At 73.7% G+C, this 22585-nt stretch carries 14 protein-coding genes; 8 read left to right on the top strand and 6 right to left on the bottom strand.

From position 1 onward, the window contains the following. The first annotated feature begins 61 nt into the window (after positions 1–61). The 4 genes from hisA to WME96_RS14085 are packed head-to-tail and all read left to right on the top strand — an operon-like array spanning position 62 to position 3686. Entirely contained in the window at positions 62–787 is a 726-nt protein-coding gene (gene hisA, locus WME96_RS14100; RefSeq protein WP_437290639.1) for a 1-(5-phosphoribosyl)-5-[(5-phosphoribosylamino)methylideneamino]imidazole-4-carboxamide isomerase, read from the top strand. 37 nt (positions 788–824) lie between these two features. Beyond that, positions 825–2525: a tetratricopeptide repeat protein gene (locus WME96_RS14095; RefSeq protein ID WP_437290638.1), complete on the top strand. Its 1701-nt coding sequence runs from the start codon at positions 825–827 to the stop codon at positions 2523–2525. Next, positions 2515–3171: a CDP-diacylglycerol--glycerol-3-phosphate 3-phosphatidyltransferase gene (gene pgsA, locus WME96_RS14090; RefSeq protein WP_437290637.1), complete on the top strand. Its 657-nt coding sequence runs from the start codon at positions 2515–2517 to the stop codon at positions 3169–3171. The genes WME96_RS14095 and pgsA overlap by 11 nt, the downstream gene beginning before the upstream one ends. Before the next feature lie 44 nt (positions 3172–3215). Then, positions 3216–3686, top strand: a complete 471-nt coding sequence (locus WME96_RS14085) for a hypothetical protein (RefSeq protein WP_437290636.1) — start codon at positions 3216–3218, stop codon at positions 3684–3686. A gap of 430 nt (positions 3687–4116) precedes the next feature. Here WME96_RS14085 and WME96_RS14080 read toward each other — a convergent pair whose 3' ends face one another. After that, positions 4117–6384, bottom strand: a complete 2268-nt coding sequence (locus WME96_RS14080) for a hypothetical protein (RefSeq protein WP_437290635.1) — start codon at positions 6382–6384, stop codon at positions 4117–4119. 247 nt (positions 6385–6631) lie between these two features. Here WME96_RS14080 and epmA point away from each other — a divergent pair, with 247 nt between their 5' ends. Then, positions 6632–7894, top strand: a complete 1263-nt coding sequence (epmA, locus tag WME96_RS14075) for an EF-P lysine aminoacylase EpmA (protein ID WP_437290634.1) — start codon at positions 6632–6634, stop codon at positions 7892–7894. Next, entirely contained in the window at positions 7885–8442 is a 558-nt protein-coding gene (locus tag WME96_RS14070) for a hypothetical protein (RefSeq protein ID WP_437290633.1), read from the top strand. The genes epmA and WME96_RS14070 overlap by 10 nt, the downstream gene beginning before the upstream one ends. A gap of 61 nt (positions 8443–8503) precedes the next feature. On the opposite strand, the gene WME96_RS14065 is transcribed toward WME96_RS14070, so the two are convergent. Continuing rightward, on the bottom strand, positions 8504–9676 hold the full coding sequence (locus WME96_RS14065) for a hypothetical protein (protein ID WP_437290632.1): 1173 nt from the start codon (positions 9674–9676) through the stop codon (positions 8504–8506). A 163-nt stretch (positions 9677–9839) separates the two neighbouring features. On the opposite strand from WME96_RS14065, the gene WME96_RS14060 reads away from it, so the two are divergent. Continuing rightward, positions 9840–10232 carry a DUF423 domain-containing protein gene (locus WME96_RS14060; protein WP_437290631.1) on the top strand — a complete coding sequence of 131 codons (393 nt, stop codon included), beginning with the start codon at positions 9840–9842 and terminating at the stop codon, positions 10230–10232. 27 nt (positions 10233–10259) lie between these two features. On the opposite strand, the gene WME96_RS14055 is transcribed toward WME96_RS14060, so the two are convergent. From WME96_RS14055 to WME96_RS14040, 4 genes are all read right to left on the bottom strand, one after another. Beyond that, positions 10260–13571, bottom strand: coding sequence for an efflux RND transporter permease subunit (locus tag WME96_RS14055; RefSeq protein WP_437290630.1), 3312 nt, complete (start codon positions 13569–13571; stop codon positions 10260–10262). Next, positions 13572–14792, bottom strand: a complete 1221-nt coding sequence (locus tag WME96_RS14050; protein WP_437292317.1) for an efflux RND transporter periplasmic adaptor subunit — start codon at positions 14790–14792, stop codon at positions 13572–13574. Positions 14793–14969: 177 nt separating this feature from the next. After that, positions 14970–16490 (bottom strand): hypothetical protein, encoded by a 1521-nt coding sequence (locus WME96_RS14045; protein WP_437290629.1) that lies wholly within the window; start codon positions 16488–16490, stop codon positions 14970–14972. A gap of 151 nt (positions 16491–16641) precedes the next feature. After that, positions 16642–21135: a DEAD/DEAH box helicase gene (locus tag WME96_RS14040; protein ID WP_437290628.1), complete on the bottom strand. Its 4494-nt coding sequence runs from the start codon at positions 21133–21135 to the stop codon at positions 16642–16644. Positions 21136–21385: 250 nt separating this feature from the next. On the opposite strand from WME96_RS14040, the gene WME96_RS14035 reads away from it, so the two are divergent. After that, the gene (locus tag WME96_RS14035) at positions 21386–22582 is read left to right on the top strand and encodes a serine/threonine-protein kinase (RefSeq protein ID WP_437290627.1); all 1197 of its coding nucleotides are present in this window, start codon (positions 21386–21388) and stop codon (positions 22580–22582) included. The last annotated feature ends 3 nt before the right edge of the window (positions 22583–22585 follow it).

The following is a 22585-nucleotide window of genomic DNA, read 5'->3' as shown; positions in this document are numbered from 1 at the left end:
CGAGCGTCGCCCGCCCCCGCCGCCTCTACCCGCGGGCGCAGAGGCGCGCTAGACCCGCGGCGTGCAGCTCATCCCCGCCATCGATCTCCTCGGCGGCCAGGCCGTGCGCCTCCACCAGGGACGCTACGATCAGGTCACCGTCTACGACCAGGACCCCGCGGCGCTCGCCGCCCGCCTCCGCCGCGCCTGCGATCGGCTCCACGTGGTCGATCTCGAAGGAGCCCGGGCCGGCATGCCCGTGCAAGCCGACGCGGTCCGCGCGATCATCGCGGCGTTCGGCGTGGACGGCGGCAGCGTGCAGGTGGGCGGCGGCATCCGCTCCGCCGCCGCGGCCGAGAGCTACCTCTCGCTCGGCGCCGACCGCATCGTGCTCGGGACCGCCGCGGTGAACGATCCGGCGCTCGTGCGCGACCTCGCCGGCCGCTTCCCGGGGCGCGTCGTGGTCGCCGTCGACGCGAAGGACGGGCGCGTGGCCGTGCAGGGCTGGGAGCAGGTCTCCTCGGTCACGGCGCTCGACGTCGCCCGCGCGCTCGCCGGCTCCCCGATCGCCGCGCTCCTCTACACCGATGTCTCCCGCGACGGAACGCAGGTCGGGCCGAACCTGGAGGCCACGCGTGAGCTCGCCGGCTCATGCGGCTTCCCCGTGCTCGCCTCCGGCGGCGTCGGCTCGCTCGCCCACCTCCGCGCGCTCGCGCAGATCCCCGGGGTCAGCGGCGTGATCGTGGGCCGCGCGCTCTACGAGGGGGCGTTCACGCTCGCCGAAGCGATCGAGGCGGCGAGCGCCTGACGGCGCGTGCGCGTTTTCGTGTACGATCCAGCCGACGATGCCCGAGCGCGACGACCCCCGGCCTTCCACCCGCGAAGTCGCAGCGGAGGAGTTCCTGTTCCACCTGCACCGGGGCAGCGAGCTCCTGCAGGACAACCGGGTCCACGCCGCGAAGGCGGAGCTCGAGCGCGCCCTCTCGCTCCAGCCGAGCGATCCCAAGGGGCAGGATCTCCTCGGCATCGTCTACTTCCGGCTCGGGCTCTACCCGCGCGCGATCGCGATCTATGAGCGGCTGATCCAGGCCCACCCGGAGGCGGTCGAGCCGCGCATCAACCTCGCGCTCTCGTACCTCAAGACCGGGCAGCCGGCGCAGGCGCGATCCGAGCTGGAGAAGGCGCTCGAGCAGAACCCGAAGCACCAGCGCGCCTGGGGCTACCTGGGGCTCGCGTTCCAGCGCATGGGCGACTACGAGCGCGCGAGCCACGCCTTCGCGGCGGGCGGCCACGACGCGATGGCGCGCCGCCTCCTCGACATGACGGGCGGCGGCACGGGCAGGTACCCGATCGAGCCGCCCGACACCGAGGATCAGCCGCCGGTCGAGGCCAAGGCCGAGGCGCGCGCCGAGGTGCAGCGCGCCGCCGGCGAGGCGGTGCAGGCGCTCGATCGCGCCGGCGCGGGCTTCAGGCACGACTCGGATCTGCCGCGCATCCCGTCCGGGACCTGGTCGGCGATCGAGCCTGGCCGCGAGACGATGGCGACCATCCCGGCGCCGCCGTCGGTCCGGAGCCTCGGGGCAGACGGCCGCACGGGAGCCGCGGCGAGCGTGGCGAGCGTGGCGAGCGTGAGCAGAGCGCCCGGCCCGAGGGGCGGCGCGGCGCCGACGGTCCCGTCGATGCCGGCGGTGCAGGCGCCGCCCGCAGGCGGCGCGCAGCCGTTCGTGCGCCGCGGCTCGGTCGCGCCCGAGGAGCCCTCTCCCACGGGCCGCTTCGCGGTCTCCGTCCCCGCGACGAGCGAGGCGTCGCTGGCGAGCAGGAAGGTCGCCGCGAGGTCGTCGTCGCTGCCGCCTCCCACGGCGGCGCCCGCGACGCCGCAGCCGGCCACGGCGCCGCTCGTGTCGCAGCCGCCGGAGACGTTGCTGGGGCTCGTGCGCGAGCGGCTGCTGACCTTCCCGCGCGACGTCGCGATCGCGCGGCACGCGACCGGCGTCGTCCTCGTGCAAGCGGCGAAGGGCTTCGTGGCCCGGATCGACGGGCTGCGCACGATGAGCGTGCACTCCGGGACGGCGACGCACGTGCTGAAGCGGCAGGCGCGCGGCCGCATCTTCGACGAGCCGCTCGGCGGGCCGAGCACGCCGTTCGTGGAGATCGGCGGTCGCTGCGAGCTCGTGCTCGGCGCGCCGGAGGGGCGGCGGCTCCACGCCGTGACGCTCGGGGAAGAGCCGATCTACCTGCGCGAGGACGTCCTCATCGGCTTCGAGCTGCCGATCGGCTACGAGAACGGCCGCCTGCCGGCCGGCGACGGCGAGGCGGTCGCGATGGTGCAGCTCCGCGGACGCGGCCACGTGGTGCTCTCGGTGCCCGAGCGCGCGGCCGCGCTCGAGATCACGCCGTCGCGGCCGACGTCGACGCGCGCGACCGCGGTGCTCGGGTGGATGGGGCGGCTCCTGCCGCGCACGCTGCCCGCGACCGAGGCGCCCGGAGGGATGCAGGGCTTCGTGACGTTCGGTGGAGAGGGGATGGTTCTCGTCGATGGTCGCTAGCGCGGGCACGTCCCTGCGGGGCATCAAGGCGCAGCGGCGGAGGACGCTCTGGGAGGACGCAAAGAACCTCCCGAACCTGCTGACGTTCGCGCGGATCGTCATGATCCCGGCCGTCCTCCTGCTCCTCTCGAGGGGCGCGCCGCGCGACTGCTTCTGGGCCGCGTGCGTCTACTCGCTCGCGGCGCTCACGGACATGCTCGACGGCTACCTGGCGCGGCGGCAGGGCCTCGTGAGCGTGCTCGGCAAGTTCCTCGATCCGCTCGCCGACAAGCTCATCGTCGCCAGCACGCTGGTGTGGCTGGTCCCGATGGGCCGGATCCCGGCGTGGGCGGTGGTGCTGCTCATCTCGCGCGAGATCACGATCACGGCGCTCCGCTCGATCGCGTCGACGGAGGGGCTCGTCATCGCGGCGGGCGACGGCGGGAAGATCAAGACGGCGCTGCAGATGATCGGCATCGTCTGCCTGATCCTCGGGTACCCGTACCGGATTCACCTCGGCGTCGACTTCGGCGAGGTCGACGTGGTGCACGTGGGGCGGCTGCTCATCTATCTGTCGCTCATCTTCTCGATCACGAGCGCAGCGCAGTACATGGGGCTGTTCATCGACGCGATCGACGCCAAGAACCGGGCGGCTCCTCCGCCGTAGATGGGCAATAGGCAAGCCCGCCGGGTTCTGCTAGACCAGCGCGCGTGAAAGCCCTGAAGACGTCGCGCAACGCCCTGCGCCCCGCGCTCCTCCTGGCCGCGCTCGCCGCGGCCTTCCTCGCCTCCGCCGCGAGCTGCAGCGACCAGCGCGAGGGCGAGCCCTGCGACATCGCGAACGGCAGCGAGGACTGCTCGGCCGGCCTCGAGTGCACGGCCATCGGCCAGCAACAGCAACAATATCGCTGCTGCCGACCCGGCGTGATCACGCAGGCTTGCGACCCCTCGCTGGAGCCGTCGGCCGGCAACACCAGCACGACCACGACGACGAGCACTGCCACGGGCACCGGCGGCGCGGGCGGTGCTGGCGGCGCCGGCGGCGCTGGCGGCGGCAACGGCGGTGCGGGCGGCACCGGTGGCGGCAACGGCGGTGCGGGCGGTGCCGGTGGCGCGGGCGGCGGTGCCGGTGGCGCGGGCGGCGGCGCCGGTGGCGCGGGCGGCGGCGCCGGCGGGCGTTAACGCAGCGGACGCGGACGCCGCACCAGTCCAGTAGAAGCCAGGCGCACGCGCGCTCAGCACAGTGCGCCAGCAAGCTCAGCTCACCTCGTCAGAGACGATCCAGCTCCGTCGGGCCAGCGCGCCGATCAAGAGGCATGGGCGCTCCGGTGTCGAGTCGAGGGGCTCACGCACCAGTTCCGCCCGCCAGGAGCCCGACCGTGGGTCCGGATGGGGATTTCAACGCCAAGGCGCAAAGACGCCAAGGCGCAAAACAACAACAATGCCATGAATTTTTGCGCCTTGGCGTCTTTGCGCCTTGGCGTTGCACCTCTCTCCTCTCACGAGGCAGATCCCTGGCAAGATGTGTGACCCGAGGTACCCGCAGAGCGCCCGCGCCCCGCGGTGGAGGGCGCGCGCCGCGAAGTGCGGCGCGCGCCGCGTGACGCGCCGCTCAGCCGCCAGCCCGGCGCGCGCGGGCGCGCCGCCTGAGCACCGCCGCTCCGGCGAGCGCGATCCCCGAGAGCGCCGCCCACGGGGCGGCGGGCGCGCTCGGCGCGGCGGCGCGGCACGCGCATCCCGCCGCCGGCGGATCCGCGGGCGGATACTTGGTCGGCCCCGGCGTCGCGCCGCCCGAGGAGCCGGGCTCCGGCTCGGCGGGGTCCACCGGGTCGACCGGATCCACCGGATCCGGCGGCGGCTCGACCCCGAGATCCTCGCTCTCCGCCGTCACGATGCTGGGCGGACAGTTCCCGTGACCGAGCACCATGTAATACGTCTGCGCAGGGTCGAACGGCGGATCGGAGGTCTCGTCGATGACGATCTCACCGTACGTGTCCGTGATCTTCTCCACGCTGTAATCGAAGCGCGTGGCCGCCGGCAGGAAGCCGGTCGACGTGAAGCCGACATGACGGCCGGTCCTCACGTAGATGTTCCACTCGAGGTCGTGGCCGCCGGCGGGCTGGAGCTGCACGGTGAAGCGGATGCCCTTCGCTGTCGGATCCGGCGTGCTCTTGAAGTGGAAGAGGCTCTGGAGGCTGATCTGCGCGCGGGCCTCCGCGCACGACGCCCCGGAGCCCAGGATCAGCGAGTCGATGCCGAACATCTGCGTCCGCCGCGACTTGCCGCCGCTCAGGTCGAGCACCTCGTCGCAGTCGTCCAGGCCGCGGCTCTTGATGAGCGCGTCCACGGCGCTGGCGTCCGCCGCCGAGAGCTCACCGGCGCTCACCAGGTCGCCGGCCGCCGTCTGGAGCGCCCGGGCGAAGTCGTCGAGCGAGGCGTTGCGGGTGAGCAGGGTCATCGCGCTCCAGACCAGCCTGTCGCCCACCACCTGACCGAACCTCTCGCGCAAGGACCACGCGACGCTGCCGACCATCTCGCCGTCCTCGTGCACCTCGCCGACGAGGTCGTCAGGGCACGTCTTGGCGTCGTCCGTGAGCTCGCGCTGCATCCCGAAGAGCTCGAGCGTCGCCTCGCCGAGCGTGGAGTCGCCGTTCACCGTGCACGCGAAGTAGTCCGCGAGGCCCTCGTCGATGCTGCCGCCCCACGGCGAGAGCCCGTACTCGTTGATCGCGAACTGGCCCTCATTGTAGCCGACCGCGTTGGCCGAGATGTAGTGAGTGAACTCGTGGAGGAACACGTCGGAGTCGTCCGAGAAGTCGAAATAGGAGCCCTGGCCGATGGCGATGAGGTTCGGCGCGTCGAAGGGCGCTCCCACGCCCTCCGGCGAGAAGAACGCGTTGTCCATCGGCCGGCCCGACTCCAGCATGTTGGCGACCGCGACGAGCTTCCAGCTGGGCGCCGTCGTGTCGAGCTGATGAGTCGACCTGAAGTAATCGCGCATCCGGGTGAGGTGGTAATAGATACCGACCTGCGCGAACTGGTCGTGCGCGTCGTCGGCGCTCGCAGGGGGATTGTAGAGGAAGTCCTCGCCCGAGTTCGGCTCCACGCTCTGCTCCAGGGTGAGCGGGACGCCGGACAGGAGGTCGCCGTCCACGTAATTCACCACCTTGAGGTTGCCGCTCCAGCCGCTCAAGGTCTGGGGATCCGCGGCGTCGAGGTCGGTCAGCTCGCGGTCCTCGACCCGCGGCGTGACCGCGGCGCTGATCGGATAGACGCGCCCGCGCGCGTCGACGGCGAGCGGACGCCGGTGGACGATGCTCCCGGTGTGCGCGTCCACGAGGTAGCGGTCCCCGCCGCGCTCGGACCGGACGTCGACCACCCAGACGAGCTTGCCGGCCGTCTCCGCCTCGGGGAAGACCGCGAGCGCCGCGCTCGGCCGCTCCGCCAGCGTCATCCCGTACGTCGCCTCCACCGCCCTCCGCGCGGCCTCCTCCCGATACTTCGGCGCCGTCGGCACCGACAGGTCCCGCGCCACGTCGAGCACCACGGTCGTCACGCGGCCGTCGGGGGCGACGCGGACCGCCGCGGCGGCGCCGAGCACGGGCAGCCCCAGGTGGACCTGCTCGAACCGGACAGTGCGGTGCTCCCCGGCCAGGAGCTCCTTTTGATAGCGCAGCGAGACGCCGTGAAGCCGGAGCTCGGAAGCAGCGTGCTTCAGATACACCTCTGCCGCCTGGCGCGCGCCCGCCGCGCTGCGAGCGGACACCGCCGCTGCGGGCGAGCCCGGCGGTACCGTGTGCCAGTCGGACGCGGCGGCAGACCCCGCAGAGACGAGGGTCGCGAGCGCGGTCAACGGAAGCAAGAGGAGCTGTCGTCTCATGGGTCTTCTCTCCGGCTGGGTTTCTGCAAGCAGCGCTCGCGTGAGGCGCGGCGAGGCCGGACCGACGAGCGCGACCAACGTATCGAGTTACGTTGGGTCTTCAAGGAGGAGCGAGGCGGCGCCCTCTCGGAAACGTGAGGATCTGTGACCGTCGTTGGCTTCTTGCCTGACGTATCTGGTGGACATGCGTGGTATGTCTCCGGGACTTCCGGCGCAGGTCCCCGTGGGTCGCTCTGAAACAAACATCTTGACCGGGTTCCCGGAGACGCTCGCCCCGAGCGACGTCGCCTCCGCCGGCGCGCCGCTGCCCGGCCGGGTGCGCGTCGGCGGCCGCGTGCTCGAGGTCGCGGAGGGCGCCGTCGTCCTCGGCGACGCGTTCGGCGCGGTGCGCGTCGCGCTGGACGGCGCGGGCGCGGCGCCGATCGAGATCGGCGACCTCGCGGTCGTCGAGGGGGCGCCGGCCGGCGGCGCGCTCGCCTCCGCGCGGCTCGTCGAGCGGATCGCGCCGCGGAGGCCGCCGCGGGGGCGCGCGGGCGCCGCGGCGCCGCCGTCGAGCGAGACCGAGCGCGCGATCCACCGCGGGCGCGGGGCGGCGCTCGCGCGGCGCGCCGCGGCGCTCGCGGCGATCCGGGCGCTGTTCGCCGAGCGCGGGTTCCTCGAGGTCGAGACGCCGAGCATGGTCCCCTCCCCCGGGCTCGATCTCCACCTCGACGCGTTCGAGGTGCAGGCGGCGCGCCCGACCTTCCTGATCACGAGCCCGGAGTACCAGATGAAGCGGCTGCTCACGGGCGGCGTCCCGCGCTGCTTCCAGCTCGCGCGCTGCTTCCGCCGCGGGGAGCTCGGGGACAGGCACAACCCGGAGTTCACGATGCTCGAATGGTATCGCGCGTTCGCGGGTGTGGACGAGGTGATGTCCGACACGGAGGAGATCGTACAGCGCGTGGCGGACGCGCTCGGCGCAGGGGGCACGATCTCGGCGGCCGGCAGGCAGGTGAGCCTGGAGCGGCCGTTTCCGCACATCTCTGTCGGCGAGGCGTTCGCGCGCTGGGCGGGCGTGCCCGCGGACGACGCGATCGCGCTCGCGTCGCGCGACGAGGAGCGGTTCTTCCGCCTGCTGGTGGATCAGGTGGAGCCGGCGCTCGCGGCGCTGCCCCGCCCGGTGTTCCTCGTCGATTTCCCCGCGCCGTTCGCGTCGCTCGCGCGGCTGAAGCCCGGTGATCCGCGGGTGTGCGAGCGGTTCGAGCTGTATGTCGGCGGCGTCGAGCTCTGCAATGGATTCGGCGAGCTCACCGACCCTGTCGAGCAGCGGGCGCGGCTGCTCGCCGATCAGGCGGCGCGGGCGGCCCAGGGCAAGCCGGTCTACCCGATCGACGAGCGCTTCCTCGACGCGCTCGAGGAGGGAATGCCGCCCGCGGCGGGCAACGCGCTCGGGGTCGATCGGCTCGTCGCGCTGTGCCTCGGCGCCTCATCGATCGGCGACGTGCTCGCGTTCCCCCACGGATGGCTGTGACGTCCGCGGCGAGCCCCGACGGCGGCGAGCGGCTCTCTCCGGAGGCGCTGTCGCGGCTCGACCGCAAGTACCGCACGCTCGCGGAGCTCCGGCGCGCGCGCTCGGCCGGCGAGCCGATCCCGGGCAGGGAGGTGTTCCGCGCGCTCGCGGGGGAGTTCCCCGGCGCGCTGAACGAGCTCGACAACCTGCCCTTCGACGAGATCGAGCGGCGGCGCGAGGCGCTCGCGCGGGCGCTCGCCGGGGGCCCGGAGGAGCGCTGGATGGCGTGGATTCACGGCTACCACGCGCTGATGCGGGCGGCGCTCTACGTGAAGATCCGCGTGGCGCGGCGCGAGGAGCTCTCGGGGCCGGAGGCGGCGGCGCTCGCCGAGCGGGCGGCGAGGCACGCCGGCACGCCGGTCGACGCCGCGTTCGTGTTCGCGGTCAAGGCGCCGCCGGACGGCCGGCTGAACCGCCTCGTCCTCGGCCACCTCGCGGCGGCGTTCGGCGCGTCGCCCGCCGAGATCCGGGGGACGATCTTCCCGCGGCGGTCGGCGCAGGGCGGCTGAGGCGCGGTCCACGGAGGGACGGCGGGCGACCGGCGGCGACGGGCGCGGGCCGTGGACCGCGTCACGTCACGGGGATGTAGGGCTCGCTGCCGATCAGCGCCTTGAACTCGGGCTCATCGAAGAACACCTGCAGATCGTCCTCGCCGGGCGTGCGCTGCGGGTGCTCCGGGTGCCACAGGAGCGAGAGCCAGTAGCGGCCCATCTCCGGGCTCTGGCCCAGGACCTTGCGGGCCGCCTCGAGCGCGCATCGCTTCGCCTCCTCGTACACCCTGGGCTCGCGGGCCGCGCGCTGGCCTTGCGCGGCCGCATAGCGCAGCCAGAAGAGGAAGTTGTCCGGCTCTCCTTCGCGCGCGATGTGCTCCTCGGCGATGCGGATCGTGTCCGCGTACCCCATGAGCTCGGGGGGGTCGTAGAGCCGGTCCAGCATCCGCTTCAGCGTGCCCTCGAGCTGCTCGGCGCGCTGCTTCGCCTGGAGCAGGACCTGCTCGGCCCTGGCCTGCGCGCGCTCGAAGGTCTCCGTGGCGGAGCGCTCGACGACGGCGGCCTCGGCGATCGCCTGGTTCACGGAGCGCTCGGCGATAGCCAGCCGGACCATGGCCTTGCGGAGATGCTCGTCGGCGCGCCGGAACATCGGGCTCAGGACCACGCGCGTCCAGATGTAGCCGTACAGAAAGCCGAAGACGGACGCGTAGGCGATGGCGCCGAGCGCGAACTTCCCCGCCTCCGGGTGCTCCGGCATGCCCGAGCCGAGCCAGACCGAGAAGCGCACCAGCGCGGAGGGGATGTCGTTGAGCTGCGTGAGCCCGACGCCGACGAGGATCTTGGAGAGCCAGTCGGAGATCTGCTCGAGGTTCGTGTTGGGCGAGTAGACGGCCACCACGCCGTCCGGGCGCGCGGACGGGCCGGTCCTCGCGGACGACGAGCCGCCCTCGTCGACCAGCGTGCGCGGGATCCCGAACAGAAACCCGAGCAGGATGCCCACGAGCGCCGCCGCGCCCGTGACGAGGATGCCCGCCGCGAACGCCTCGGCGAACGTCTTCCACGAGCCGAAGTGCGCCGCGTAGAGGGCCAGGCCGAGGACGCCGAGCGCCACCGAGGCCCGCACCTTCGTGCGCAACCCCTGGAGATCGCTCCCGTCCCTGGCGAGGAGCTCGCGCTCCCGCGCGGCGAGCGACTCGCCCGGCGCCGTGAGCTCCCGGTCCGCGCCCTGCTTTTCCTCCGGCTCGCTCGCCATGCCCACGGGCCTCCGCGGGGGCTCAGCTGCGCTCCTCCCCCGAGCCCCTCCACGAGACCGCACGGCCCGCGCGCCGTCAACCCCGGGGCCCGGGCGGGAGGCGCGGCGATCGAGGCATCGTGCCCGGTGACGCGCCGTGGCCATGGGCTAAGCTCCGCGCCCGATGGAACGCCTGTTCTTCCTCCTCTCGGGCGCCTACGGCTTCCTCGCGGTGGTGCTCGGCGCCTTCGGCTCCCACGGCCTCAAGGCGCGGCTGGACGCGCTGCCGGACGGCGCGCTGCGCGCGTCCTGGTGGCAGACCGGCGCCCAGTACCACCTCGTCCACGCGCTCGCGCTCGCGCTCGCCGCGCACCTCGCCGCGCGCACCGGCGGGACGGCGGCGACCGTCGCCGGCTTCTCCTTCGCGGGCGGCGTGCTCCTCTTCTCCGGCAGCCTCTACGTGATGACCCTGACCGGCATCCGCAGCCTCGGCGGGGTCACGCCGCTCGGCGGGCTGCTGCTGCTCGTGGGCTGGGCCTCGGTGGTCGTGGCCGCGCTCGGCATCGCGAAGGGCTGACGAGCGCCGGCCCAGCGCCCGCCCCACCTACGTCGTCCGCCGCACGCGCGCGGCGAGCCGGCCGACCTGCGCGACCACCCGGTCGCGGAGCGAGGCCACGCGGGCCCCGACGCGGCCCCAGCGCTCGCTGTGCGCGAGATCGTCGAGCAGCGAGTACGAGACCGGCGTGACGATCAGCGTGAGCAGCAAGCTGAGCGACTGGCCGCCGATGACCACCACCGCGATGGTGTGGCGCTCCTCGGCGCCGGGGCCCGTGCCCAGCCAGAGCGGCAGCATGCCCGCGACCAGGGCCAGCGTCGTCATCAGGATGGGCCGCAGCCGGTCGCGGTTCGCCTGGAGGATCGCCTGCGCGCGCGGCATGCCCTCGGCGCGGAGCTTGTTCATGTGGTCGACCTGGAGGATCGAGTTCTTCTTCACCACGCCGAACAGCACGAGGAAGCCGAGCGCCGAATAGAGGTTGAGCGTGTTCCCGGTGGCCCAGAGGCTCAGCAGCGCGAACGGCACCGACAGCGGGAGCGAGAGCAGGATCGTGACCGGGTGCACGAGGCTCTCGAACTGCGACGCGAGGATCATGTACATGAGCACGATCGACAGGAGGAACGCCCAGATGAACTCGCCGAACGTGCGCTCCAGCTCCGCGCCGCGGCCGCGCACGCTGGTCGTGTACGCCGAGGGCATGTCCATCTCGCGCGCGGCGCCGCGCAGCGCCTCGAGCCGGTCGGCCAGCGCATAGCCGGGCGCCACGCCGGCCCGCAGGCTCGAGACCCGCTGGCGATCGAGCCGGTCGATGCGCGACGGGCTCTTCGCCTCCTCGATGCGCACCAGGTTGTCGAGGCGCACCAGGTCGCCCCGGAGCAGCGGCGCCCCGGCCGCGGGCGCCGCCGCGACGCCGGCCCCCCCCGGCTGCGGCGCCGGCGACGGGCGCGCCGTCCGCGGCACGTACAGGCGGCGGACGGCGGCCAGCTCGTCGCGATCCTCCTCGATGAGCCGGAGCTGCACGTCGTAGTTCTCGTTGGCCTCCTCGTCCCGGAACCGCGAGACCTCCTGATCTCCGCCCACCATCAGGCGCAGCGCGCCCGCGATGTCCTCGGTCCGGACCCCGAGCGCCGCGGCGCGCTCGCGATCGATGAGCACCCGCAGCTCGGGCCGGTCGATCTTCAGCGTCACGTCCGCGTCCACGATGCCGCCGAGCTGCGCAGAGCGGTCGCGGAGCTCGTTCGCGTAGCGCTCGAGCGCCTCGATGTCCGGCCCCTGGATCGCGAAGTCGATCTCGAAATTTCCGCCGCCGATGTTGAACGACGGCACGTTGCGGACCGAGATCCGGAGGTCGGTGTACTTGCGCAGCTTGCGCCGCACCTCCTGCATCACGTCCTTCTGCGCGTAGTTGTCCTTGAACGCGCGGAGCGGGTTGCCGGAGAGCGTCTCCCGGAACAGCCGCGTCAGCGAGAACGTGCGCTCGTCGTGCGGGGCGATCCGGACGAACGCCTCGCCGGAGCTGACGCCGCCCACGAAGCCGCCGCCCGCCGTGGCGAGCACGCTGCGCACCCCGCGCACGCTGCGCACGTCGTCGCCGATCCGCCGCATGACGTCGTCCATCGCGCCGATGCTCGCGCTGAGCGGGGCCGTGACGCGGATCTCGAACTCCGCGTCGTCCGCCCCGGAGGGGATGTACTCCTGCTTCACGAGCCCGTAGAGCGGCACCGACGACGCCATCACCACGAGCGCGGAGATGGCGACCAGCGCGCGGTGCCGCATCGCGAACTCGAGGGCGCCCGTGTACCGGGCCTCGAGCCGGCCGTAGAAGCCGCGGCGCGTCTTCACCTCGCCGCCCGCCTCCCCCGCCTCGTGCGCGCGGCTCGCCTCCTTGCGGAGCAGGCGCGCGCTCATCATCGGGGTCAGCGAGAAGCTGACGAGCAGGCTCACGAGGATCGCGACCGTGGCCGTGATCCCGAACTGGAACAGGAACCGCCCCGAGATCGACGACATGAACGACACGGGGACGAAGATGACGACGAGCGACAGCGTCGTCGCGAGCACGGCGAGCCCGATCTCCTGCGTGGCGGCCCTGGCCGCCTCGAAGGAGTCCATCTTCTTCTCCTCGACGAAGCGGAAGATGTTCTCGAGGACGACGATGGCGTCGTCGATGACGATGCCCACCATCAGGACGAGCGCGAGCATCGTCACGCTGTTCAGCGTGAAGTCGAGCGCCCACATCATGCCGAACGTCGCGACGACCGACGTCGGGATGGCGACGCCCGCGATGATCGTGGACCGCCACGACCTCATGAACAGGAGGACCACCGCGCACGCGAGGAAGCTGCCGAGGACGAGGTGCACGTTGATCTCGTGCAGCGCCGTGTAGATGTAGCCCGACTGATCGCGGATCACCTCGAGCTTCACGTCCGCCGGGAGCTGGTCGGAGAGCTTCGCCACGTTCGCCTTCACGGCCTCGATCACCGCGACCGTGTTGGCGCCCGATTGCCGCACGACGTCGAGGACGACGGTGGGCTTGCCGTCGAGGCGCGCGAGCGACCGCTGCTCGTAGGTGCCGTCCTCGGCGCGGCCGATGTCGCGCACCCGGACGGGCCTCCCCTCGACGTTGCCGACGACCAGGTTGCCGAAGTCGCCCGCGTTCTCGAGGCGGCCCATCGTGCGCAGCGTCCGCTCTTCTTCCTTCCCCGTGACGTTGCCCGCGGGGATGTTCGCGTTCTGCTGGACGATGGCCTCGCGGACGGCGGTGGCAGGGAGGCCGTAGGCGGCGAGCCGATCGGCGTCGAGCCAGATCTTGATCGCGCGCTGCTGCCCGCCGACGACGCGCACCTCGCCGACGCCCGACGAGCGCTCGAGCTGCACGCGCACGAGCTTGTCGGCGATCTCGGTGAGCTCCCGGATCGAGCGATCGGCGGAGAGGGCGATCGTCATCACCGGGGTCGAGTCGTTGTCCTGCTTCGCGATGATGGGCGGATCGGTGCCCACGGGCAGGCTGCGCAGCGCCGCCTGCACGCGGTCGCGCACGTCCTGCGCCGCCGAGTCGACGTCGCGGTCGAGGTTGAAGGTGGCGATGACGACGGAGCTGCCGCTCGACGAGATCGAGCGGAGCTCGGTGATCCCCTCGACCGTGTTGACCGCCTCCTCGATCTCCTCGGTGATCTCCGCCTCGACGTCCTCGGGCGCGCCGCCGGGGAGCGTGGTGCGGACCGAGACGGTCGGCAGGTCCACGGCGGGGAAGCGATCCACGCCCAGCCGGAAGTACGCCACGGCGCCGACGACGATGAGGGCGAGCCCCAGCATCGCGGCGAACACGGGCCGCTGGATGCAGATCCTGGCGAGCGTTTGCATCTAGCTCCCCTCCACCACGCGCACCGGCTGCCCTTGCTGGAGCGAGCCGGGGCGGGCGACCACCGACTCCCCCACCGCGATCCCGGAGACGATCTCGACGCGATCCCCCGCGGCCTTGCCGGTGACGACCTGCTTCTCCTTCGCCTTGCCGTTCTCGATTGTGATCACCTTCGCGAGGCCCGCGAACCGGACGATGGCTGTCGCGGGCACGGACGGCGCCGGCTTCGAGGTCACGACGATCTGCGCGGTGACGAGGCTGCCTGGCCGCAGGTGGCCGGGGTTCTTGATGTCGCTCTCCACGAGCAGCGTCCGGCTCTGCGGGTCGATCGCGGGCGCGAGGCGCGCGACCGTCCCGGCGTGGACGGCGGTGTCCCCCGGGACGGTGACGCGCACCTGCTGCCCGGCGCGCACGCCGGCCGCCTCGGTCTCCGGGATGGCCACGCGCAGCCGCAGCGGGTCGATGCGGACGATGTCCGCGATCGGCGCCCCCGCGGCCAGGAACTGGCCCGCGCTCGCCCGCCGCATCTGCACGACGCCGTCGATCGGCGACCGCACCACGGCGTCGGCGAGCTGCTGCCGCGCCATCCGCAGCTCGGAGCGCCGCTGGCGCACCGTCGCCTCGCGGATGCGCACCTCCTCGCGGGCGGACTGCACGGCCGTCTCCGCGCGGACCGCCGCCGCCTCCGCCGCGTCGCGGTCCATGCCCGACATCAGCCCTTCCTTGGCGAGGTTCCGCGCGCGAACCTGGTTGGCCTGCGCCTCCTTCAACGTCGCGAGGGCCTCTCTCACGACGGCCGTGCTCTCGACGTCGAGCTCTGTGTCAGGCCCGTCCTGAGGCAAGCCGAGCTGGGCGCGGCTCTGCGCCAGCGCGGCCGCGGCCTGCTCGATCCGCAGCTCGTAATCCCTCGTCTCGAGCTGAGCGATGACCTGATCCCGCTGGACCGGGCTCGCGAGATCGACCGAGATCGACGCGAGCCGACCTGGCACCTTGGCCCCGACCGTCACCTGCTCATCGGCGTCCAGGGTCCCCGAGATGTCGATGGTTTGTTCAACAACGAGCTCCGTCACCGGAGCCAGCGTCACCTCCTTGGCATCTGGCGCAGCCTTCTCCGCCTTGCCCCCGGACTCGGCCTTCGCGCCGCCGGGCTCAGCCGATGCGCCCTTGCCGCACCCGAGACACTGCAGCACGGCCAGGAGCGCGGCCCACACCGTCCAGGGCACCTTCAAGTGGTCTGACGTGCGGATCGGGGTGCGGCGCTGGGATGCGAGGGGATGTCGAAGCGCGGGGCGGGCAGTCCACATGCTGGTGGCCTCGGATTACCAGGAACGCCCCCCCGAGCGCGTTGTTGGACGACGATATTGACGCATCAGCCCTGGGGCGCAATGTACGCCCGACGCTCACGGGCCGAGCTTGACCAGGTAGCCATCGGCCTCGCCGCGCGTGACCATGGGCCCGCCGCCGAAGTCGACGGCGCCGCGGAACGAGCCGACGGCGAACACCTCGCCTCCGGGGCCGACGGCCACGCCCCCGGCCTCCTGCATGTCGGGATCGCCGGCGCGCAGGCTCCAGAGGTGCTTGCCGTCGGGCCCGAGCTTCGCGATGAAGACATCGCCCCCGGCGAGGTGTCCGTTCGCGTCCGGGGCCGTGCCCTGGCTCGAGAGGACGGCGCCGTCGAGATCGATGCTCCCGCGGAAGGTCCCCGTGATGACCGCGTTCCCCGCCGGATCGACCGCGATCGACGCGGCGTCCTGCATGTCGGAGTCGCCGAAGCCCCGGCTGTAGAGCTGAACCCCCGACACGTTGAACTTGGCGACGAAGAAGTTCGGGTTCGTGCCGACCGCGACGACCGGGTCGCCGCCGAAGTCGACGCTCCCCTGGAACGTGCCGGCCAGAAGCACGTTGCCCTCCCCGTCGAACGCCACCTGAGAGGCCGAATCGTCAAGGCTGTCTCCGAACGCCTGCTGCCACCGTAGCGTGCGGTCCGGATTGAGCATTGCGAAGAAGATGTCTCGCCCTCCCCTGGAGGCCAAGGGCATCTTGGCGCGGTCTTCGGGGACAACGGTGAAGCTCTGCTCGAACGTGCCCGCCATCACGACGTTGCCCCGCGCGCTCACGGCCAGCCCGCCGGCCGCGAGCGAGGCCCTGCCATCGTCGATGTACTTCGTGAAGAGGTGCGTACCCCCTCCATCCCACTTGGTGAGGTAAAAACCGTTGCCGACGAGCGTGTCGCCGATCGGTCCGCCGCCGAAGTCGGCCGTGCCCCGCATCGAGCCGGAGACGAAGAGCGATGACGCGGTGTCCAGGGCAACGTAGCTGAGGTCTTTCTCGTATTCATCGCCGAACCCCATGCTCCAGAGGTGTTTGCCGGACCCGGAGTCGAGCATCGCGATCGCGACGCCGCCGTTGAGCTCGGGCAGCGGCCTGCCGCCGAAATCGAGGTTCCCGGAGTAGCTCCCTCCCACGTAGAGCCCGTTGCGGCGGTTGTGCGCGATGTGCTGGCCGCCGGAGAGGTTCAGGGGAAACGCCTTGCTCCAGAGGTGTTTGCCGTCTCGATCGAACTTCGCGAGGTACGACGCGGAGCCCCCCTGCGCGACGAGGGGGCCGCCGCCGAGATCGATGGTGCCGGAGAACCGCCCGATGACGATCGGGTTGCCCTCCGGATCCACCGTGACGCTCACGGCCGAGTCGACGCCGCTCTCGCCGATCTGGACCGCCCACTGGAACCGAGCCCGCTGGGGCGCTCCGGCGCCGGCGCCGGCGTCGCTCCCGCCGGCGCCGCCTCCTCCCACCCCGGCGTCATCACCGCCGTGCTTCGTCTCCTCGGGAGAGCAGGCGGCGCCGAGCGCGACGGCCGAGAGCATCGCGAGGACACGAGCGACCGAGTCGCGACGATACGTGGTGAGATGGGATGAAGGCATGGCGCGAGTATAGGGGCGAAGTCGACGCCACGTCCCCGCCGCGGCCGCGCGCAGCCGCGCTCGTCACCGCCTCGCGATCGATCCCTGTCGTCATCACGCCAGGAGCCAGGCGAAGACTCCGTCGCTCCGCGGAAGCCTGGCGCGGCGCGGGTCACATCGCCGCGCCGGAGACGGCGGCCACGGCGCGCGGCCGCTCGCCCGGCGCCGCGGCGAGCGGCAGGAGCGGCACACCGTCCCGGTAGATGACCACGTTGCCGAGCACCGCCGGAATGCGCGGCCCCGGCGTCACGATGCCGACGAGGTTCAGCGGATCGCACGCGCACAGCTGGACGATCTCGCCCGACGGCGGCTCGCGCCGGACGGCGCGGAGCGCGTCGAGCGCCTCGGGCAGCGCGAAGTGCTCGCCGACGAAGCCCGCGATGAGGTGGCCGCCCCGCAGCTCCCCGGACATCTCGAGCCGCCGATAGACCCGGAGGAGATCGCGCCACGCCGGCGGCCGCGGCTCGCGCGCGAGCAGCTCGCGGCAGACGACGCCATAGCGGCGGAGGTACTGGTGCGCGAGCGCCTCGACCACGTCGAGGCCGTCGTTCCCCTCGCCTCCGGCGCCGCCGGCGAGGGGCGCGGACGCCTCCGGGCGCGCCCGGAGGAGCGACCATCGGCCCGACGCGACCGGGCCCGCCCGGCGCCCGCCGCCCCGCAGCCGCCCGGCGCCCAGGGCCACGGCCGCGCCCCCGCCGCCGCCGAGCAGCGAGCGCAGGGCCGCGAAGCCGTCGCCGGTCACGAGGCCGGCCGCGACGAGCTCCCAGAGCGCCTCCTCGACCTCGGCGCGCGAGCGGCCCGCGCCCGCGACGATGTCGTCGAAGAACGACGCGCCCGCGCGCGACAGGAACGACAGCACGCCCTGCGCCGGCTCGGAGAGCGACGCCGGCGGCGGGTCGCCCTCGGGCTCGCGCGGCGCGAGGAGCCACGGCAGGTCGCGGCGCAGCGCCAGCGTGATCGGCGCCGCGCGCGTGGGCGCCGCCGCCTCGCGCGGGACCACGCGGCCCCACGCGACCTCGCCGGACAGGCAGAGCGCGTCGAGCAGCCCCTCATCGTAGCCGGCGACGCGCGCGGGCAGCACCTCCCGCTCCCACGCCCCGGCGGCGAGCTCGAAGCCCTGGAGCTGCTCGATCACGCGCCCGAGGCCCCCGGGCCCGCGCGCCTGGGTGCCCGGCCGCACGCCCTGCCACGCAAGGAGGAACCGGATGAGCTCCGCCGCGGTCGCCGGCTCGATCGCCTTGCGCAGCCCCGTGACCGTTCGGCGATGGATGCGGGCGAGGAGGCGGCGGTCGCACCACTCGATCGACAGATCGCCCAGCTCGCCCGATACCCCCGGCGCGCCGCCCGCGCCTGGCGCGCCCGGCGCGTCCGCCTCGCCCGCGCCGGCGCGCGCCGACCCGTCCGGCGCGGTCGACCGGAAGCGCCCGCGCAGCGCCCCGCCCGCGAGCTCGATCCGCGCGAGCGCGGACAGCGCCTCGTGCGCGGGCACGTCGAGCCGGCGGGCGAGCTCCCCGGTCGAGACCGGCCCCGCAGCGCTCAGGAAGCCGCGCACGAGGGCCGTGATGGCCGCGCCGCGATCGACCCCATCGGCCGCGCGCAGCGCGGGCGGCACGACGACGTCGGGCGCGAACACGGCCTCCGGCCAGATCGCCTCGACCAGCGGCCGCCGCTCCGTCGCGACCCAGCGCGGCGCGCGCGGCGAGCCGCCGCCCGCGCCGCCTGCGCCCAGCGACGCGCGCGCCTCCGCCGCCCTCCCGGCCGCGCAGAGCGCCTCGAAGAGCCGCGCGTAGCCGCTCCGGATCCCCTCGTCCGCGGGGAGCGCCACCCGGTCGAGCAGCAGCTCGTGCAGCTCGTCCGCGTCGCGCACGTCGGGCCGCGCCTCGGCGACCACCTCGGCGATGACCTCCGGATCGAGCCCGCCCAGCCGCTCGGCGACCTCCGCCGGGAGCCCACGGCGCACCCGGACGGCGCGGGCGCGCCGCTCCTCCAGCGGGGCGTCGTCGAGGAACGCGTAGGGGTTCGCGTTCAGGATCTCGTGCGAGAAGACGCTCGGCTCCGGCGTGTCGAGCGCGACGACCCGGATCGCGCCGCTCCGCAGGCCGACGAGCAGCGCCCGCAAGCCCTCGACGTCCATCAGCTCGACGAGGCAGTCGCGCAGCGCCTCGCGGACGAGCGGGTGGTCCGGCGGGTCGATGTGCGCGAAGATCCCGTGGTTGTCCTGGCAGCCCTGCTGCTCGGGGAAGATCGAGAGCAAGAGGTCGTCGGCGCGCATGCGCTGGAGCGCCGGCGGGACCCGCCGCCCGCCCCGGAAGCGCAGCAGCGCGAGCGCGCGCGACGCGGCCCAGCGGAAGCGCGTGCGGAACATCGGGCCCTGGAGCGCCGCCTGGACGAGCACCTCCTCGAGGCCCTCGGGGCGGACGAGCTCGAGCACCTCCTCGATCGGCAGCCCGTGCTCCGCCGAGAGCGAGAGCAGCACGCCGTCGTCGGTCGCCGCCGCCTGGAGCTCGAAGTCGAACGAGCGGCAGAAGCGCTTGCGGAGCGCGAGCCCGAGCGCGCGGTTCACGCGGCCGCCGAGCGGCGTGTGCACGACGATCTGCTGCCCCCCGGCCTCGTCGAAGAAGCGCTCGACCACGACGGTCGCGCCGCCGGGGACCGCGCCGAGCGCCGCGCGCCCCGCCTCGATGTAGTCGCGCACGAGCAGCGCGCCCCGCGCGTCGAGCGCGCACGCCTCCATCAGCCACCGGGCCGCGATCGATCGCGCCGCGCGCGCCTCCTCGCCGCCGCCCTGGCCCCGCGGCGCGCCCTCGGCCCGCTCCTCCTCGAGCCGCGCGGCGACCTCGGCCCGGAGCGCGGCGACCTCGGCCGAGAGCTCCGGCGTGCGCGCCGGCGCCTCCCCCAGCCAGAACGGCACGGTGGGCGCGGCGCCGTGGGCGTCCTCGACCCACATCTGCCCGCCCTCCAGGCGGAGCACGCGCCACGAGGTGTTGCCCAGCAGGAACACGTCGCCCGCGGACGACTCGATCGCGAAGTCCTCGTCGAGCGTGCCGACCTTGGTGCCGTCGGGCTGGAGCACCACGTCCACGGCCGCGATGTCCGGGATCGCCCCGCCCGAGGTGAGCGCCGCGAGCCGCGCGCCGCGCCGCCCGCGCAGGCGGCGGCCGATCGCGTCGCGGTAGACGAGCGAGCCGGCCCGCTGCCGCGCGCCCCGCGCGGCGGAGGCGCCCTCCTCCGCGGCGGACGCGGCGCCGCCGCACACCATCGCCACGACCGCGTCGAACTCGCGGCGCGACAGATCGGCGTATGGCGCGGCCCGGCGGACGAGGTCGTAGAGCGCGTCCTCATCCCGCTCCTCGCACGCGCACGCGGCGATGATCTGCTGCGCGAGCACGTCGAGCGGCCCCTCGCGCGACGCCATCCGATCGAGCTCGCCGCGCCGCGCCGCGCGCACGATCGCCGCGCACTCGACGAGCTGGTCGCGCGTGAGCGGGAAGAGCCGCCCGCGCGGCGTCGCGGCGAGCGCGTGACCCGAGCGGCCGATGCGCTGGAGCGCGACGTTGATCGACCGCGGCGAGCCCACGAGGCAGGCGAGGTCGACCGCGCCCACGTCGATGCCGAGCTCGAGCGACGCGGTCGCGACGACGACGCGCAGCTCCCCCGCCTTGAGCCGCCGCTCGGCCGAGAGCCGCCGGGTCCGCGAGAGGCTGCCGTGGTGGGCCGCCACGACGTCCTCGCCGAGCCGCTCGGCGAGCGCGTGCGCGACCCGCTCGACGAGGCGGCGCGTGTTGACGAACACCAGGGTCGACCGCGCCCCCTGCGCGAGCGCCGCGATGCGGTCGTAGATCTCGGCCCACTGCTCGTTCGTGCAGACGGCGCCGAGCTCGTCGCGGGGCACCTCGACGGCGAGGTCGAGGTCCCGCCGCTGCCCGACGTCGACGATCTCGGGCAGCTCGCGCGCGCCGGCGACGAGGCGCGCGGCGATCTCGATCGGGCGGACGGTGGCGCTGAGGCCGACGCGCTGCGGCCGGGCGCCGCCGCGGCTGACCACGAGGTCCTCGAGCCGCTCGAGCGAGAGGGCGAGGTGGGCGCCGCGCTTGTCGCCGGCGATGGCGTGGACCTCGTCGAGGATCACCGTGCGCACGCCCGAGAGCGCGCGCCGCCCCGACTCGCTCGTGAGCAGGATGAACGCCGACTCCGGCGTGGTGACGAGCACGTGCGGCGGCCGGGCCGCCATGGCGCGCCGCTCCTGCGCGGGGCTGTCGCCCGTCCGCACGACGGCGCGGATGCCGGGCGCGGGCAGGCCCGCCTCCCTCATGGCCGCGGAGATCTCCGCGATCGGCTGCTCCAGGTTGCGGTGGACGTCGTGGGAGAGCGCCTTCAGCGGCGAGATGTAGAGGACGTCCGTCCGGTCCTCGAGCGCGCCCCGCGCCGCGTCGCGGACGAGCCGGTCGAGGCAGAAGAGGAACGCCGCGAGCGTCTTGCCGGCGCCGGTGGGCGCGCTGATCAGGGCGTCGCGGCCGGCCGCGATGACCGGCCAGGCGCGCTCCTGCGCGGGCGCGGGGGCGCCGAAGCGACCGCGGAACCACCGGTCCACGACGGGGTGAAACATCCCACCGAGGGTAGCCGGCGCGGCCGTGGGGAGGAAGCGGGAGGCGGAGAGCGCCGGGACGGCGCGGGCCGGGGCGATGTCCTCGGGAGACCGAGGGCGGCGTGCTACGCTGGACGCGACCCGCGCGCGACCACACGACCGTCGCGGCGCGCGAGCAGACGACCGTCTCGGCGCTCGAGCTCTGCCGTACCCGCGCATGCTCGTTGACCGCGTGCGGCGGCGCCGCTTCCATGGGCGCAGCAAGGACCCCATGACCAGCGACACGGCCTTACGACGCGTGGGGACCACGATCCGCAACAAGTGGACGCTGGAGCGGCTGCTCGGCGCGGGCGGCATGGCCGCCGTCTACGTCGGCGTCCACCGGATCGGGCGCCGCGACGCGCTCAAGATCCTGCACCCGCAGGCGGCGAAGTCGAAGGAGATCTGCGACCGGTTCGAGCGCGAGGCGCAGGCCGCGAACCGGTTCCGCCACCCCGGCGCCGTCGAGATCCGCGACATCGACGTCGCCGAGGACGGCGCGCCGTTCCTCGTCATGGAGATGCTCGAGGGCGAGTCGCTCGCCGAGCGCGAGCGCCGCCTCGGCGGCATCCCGCTGGCCGAGGTGCTCCGCTTCGCCGCGCAGGTGCTCGACACCCTCGGCGCGGCGCACGCGCAGGGGATCATCCACCGCGACATCAAGCCGGCCAACCTGTTCGTCGTCCGCGAGGACCCGGAGAGCACGCCCCTGCCCGGCGTCGGCCCGCGCATCAAGGTGCTCGATTTCGGGCTCGCGCGGATCCGCCAGGACTCCAGCCTCCAGGGCGAGCTCACGCGGATGGGCATCGTGCTCGGCACGACGCCGTACATGCCGCCGGAGCAGGCGAAGGGCCGCGACATCGACGCGCGCGCCGACCTGTTCGCGATCGGCGCCACGATGTTCCGCCTGATCGCCGGCCGCCACGTGCACGAGGCGAGCACCGATTTCGATCTCCTGCTGAAGATGGGCAAGGAGCCGGCGCCGCCCCTCGCGCAGCGCGCGCCGAGCACGCCGCGCGACGTGTGCCTCGTCGTCGACCGCGCGCTCGCGTTCGACCGCGACCAGCGCTACCCCGACGCGCGCCACATGCTCGAGGACGTGCGCGCCCTCCTGCGCAGGGAGCCGCCCCCGTACGCGTCGCGGTTCGCGCGCGCGATCGATCCGGACGCGATCACGCTGCACGGGCAGGAGTCGCCCGCCGGCCGTGACGACGAGGCCGGGCCCACCACGGTCCGCGCGAGCCCGGCGAGCAGCCCCACCGTCGCCGACACCATCGCCGTCGAGTGGAGCGAGGAGCCGCCCGTGAGCGTGGACGCTGTCACGACCGAGTGGGCGGGCCCGGCGAGCGCGAAGGAGGACTCGATCGCCGTCGAATGGAGCGAGGAGCCGCCGGACGCGGGCGCGCCCGGCTCTCACCCCGCGCGGCGCTGAGCG

It is taken from the genome of Sorangium sp. So ce406 (genome assembly GCF_051474675.1).
In the GTDB taxonomy this organism is placed as follows: Bacteria; Myxococcota_A; Polyangia; order Polyangiales; family Polyangiaceae; genus Sorangium; species Sorangium cellulosum_G.
This window is presented reverse-complemented; position numbering and strand designations above follow the sequence as displayed.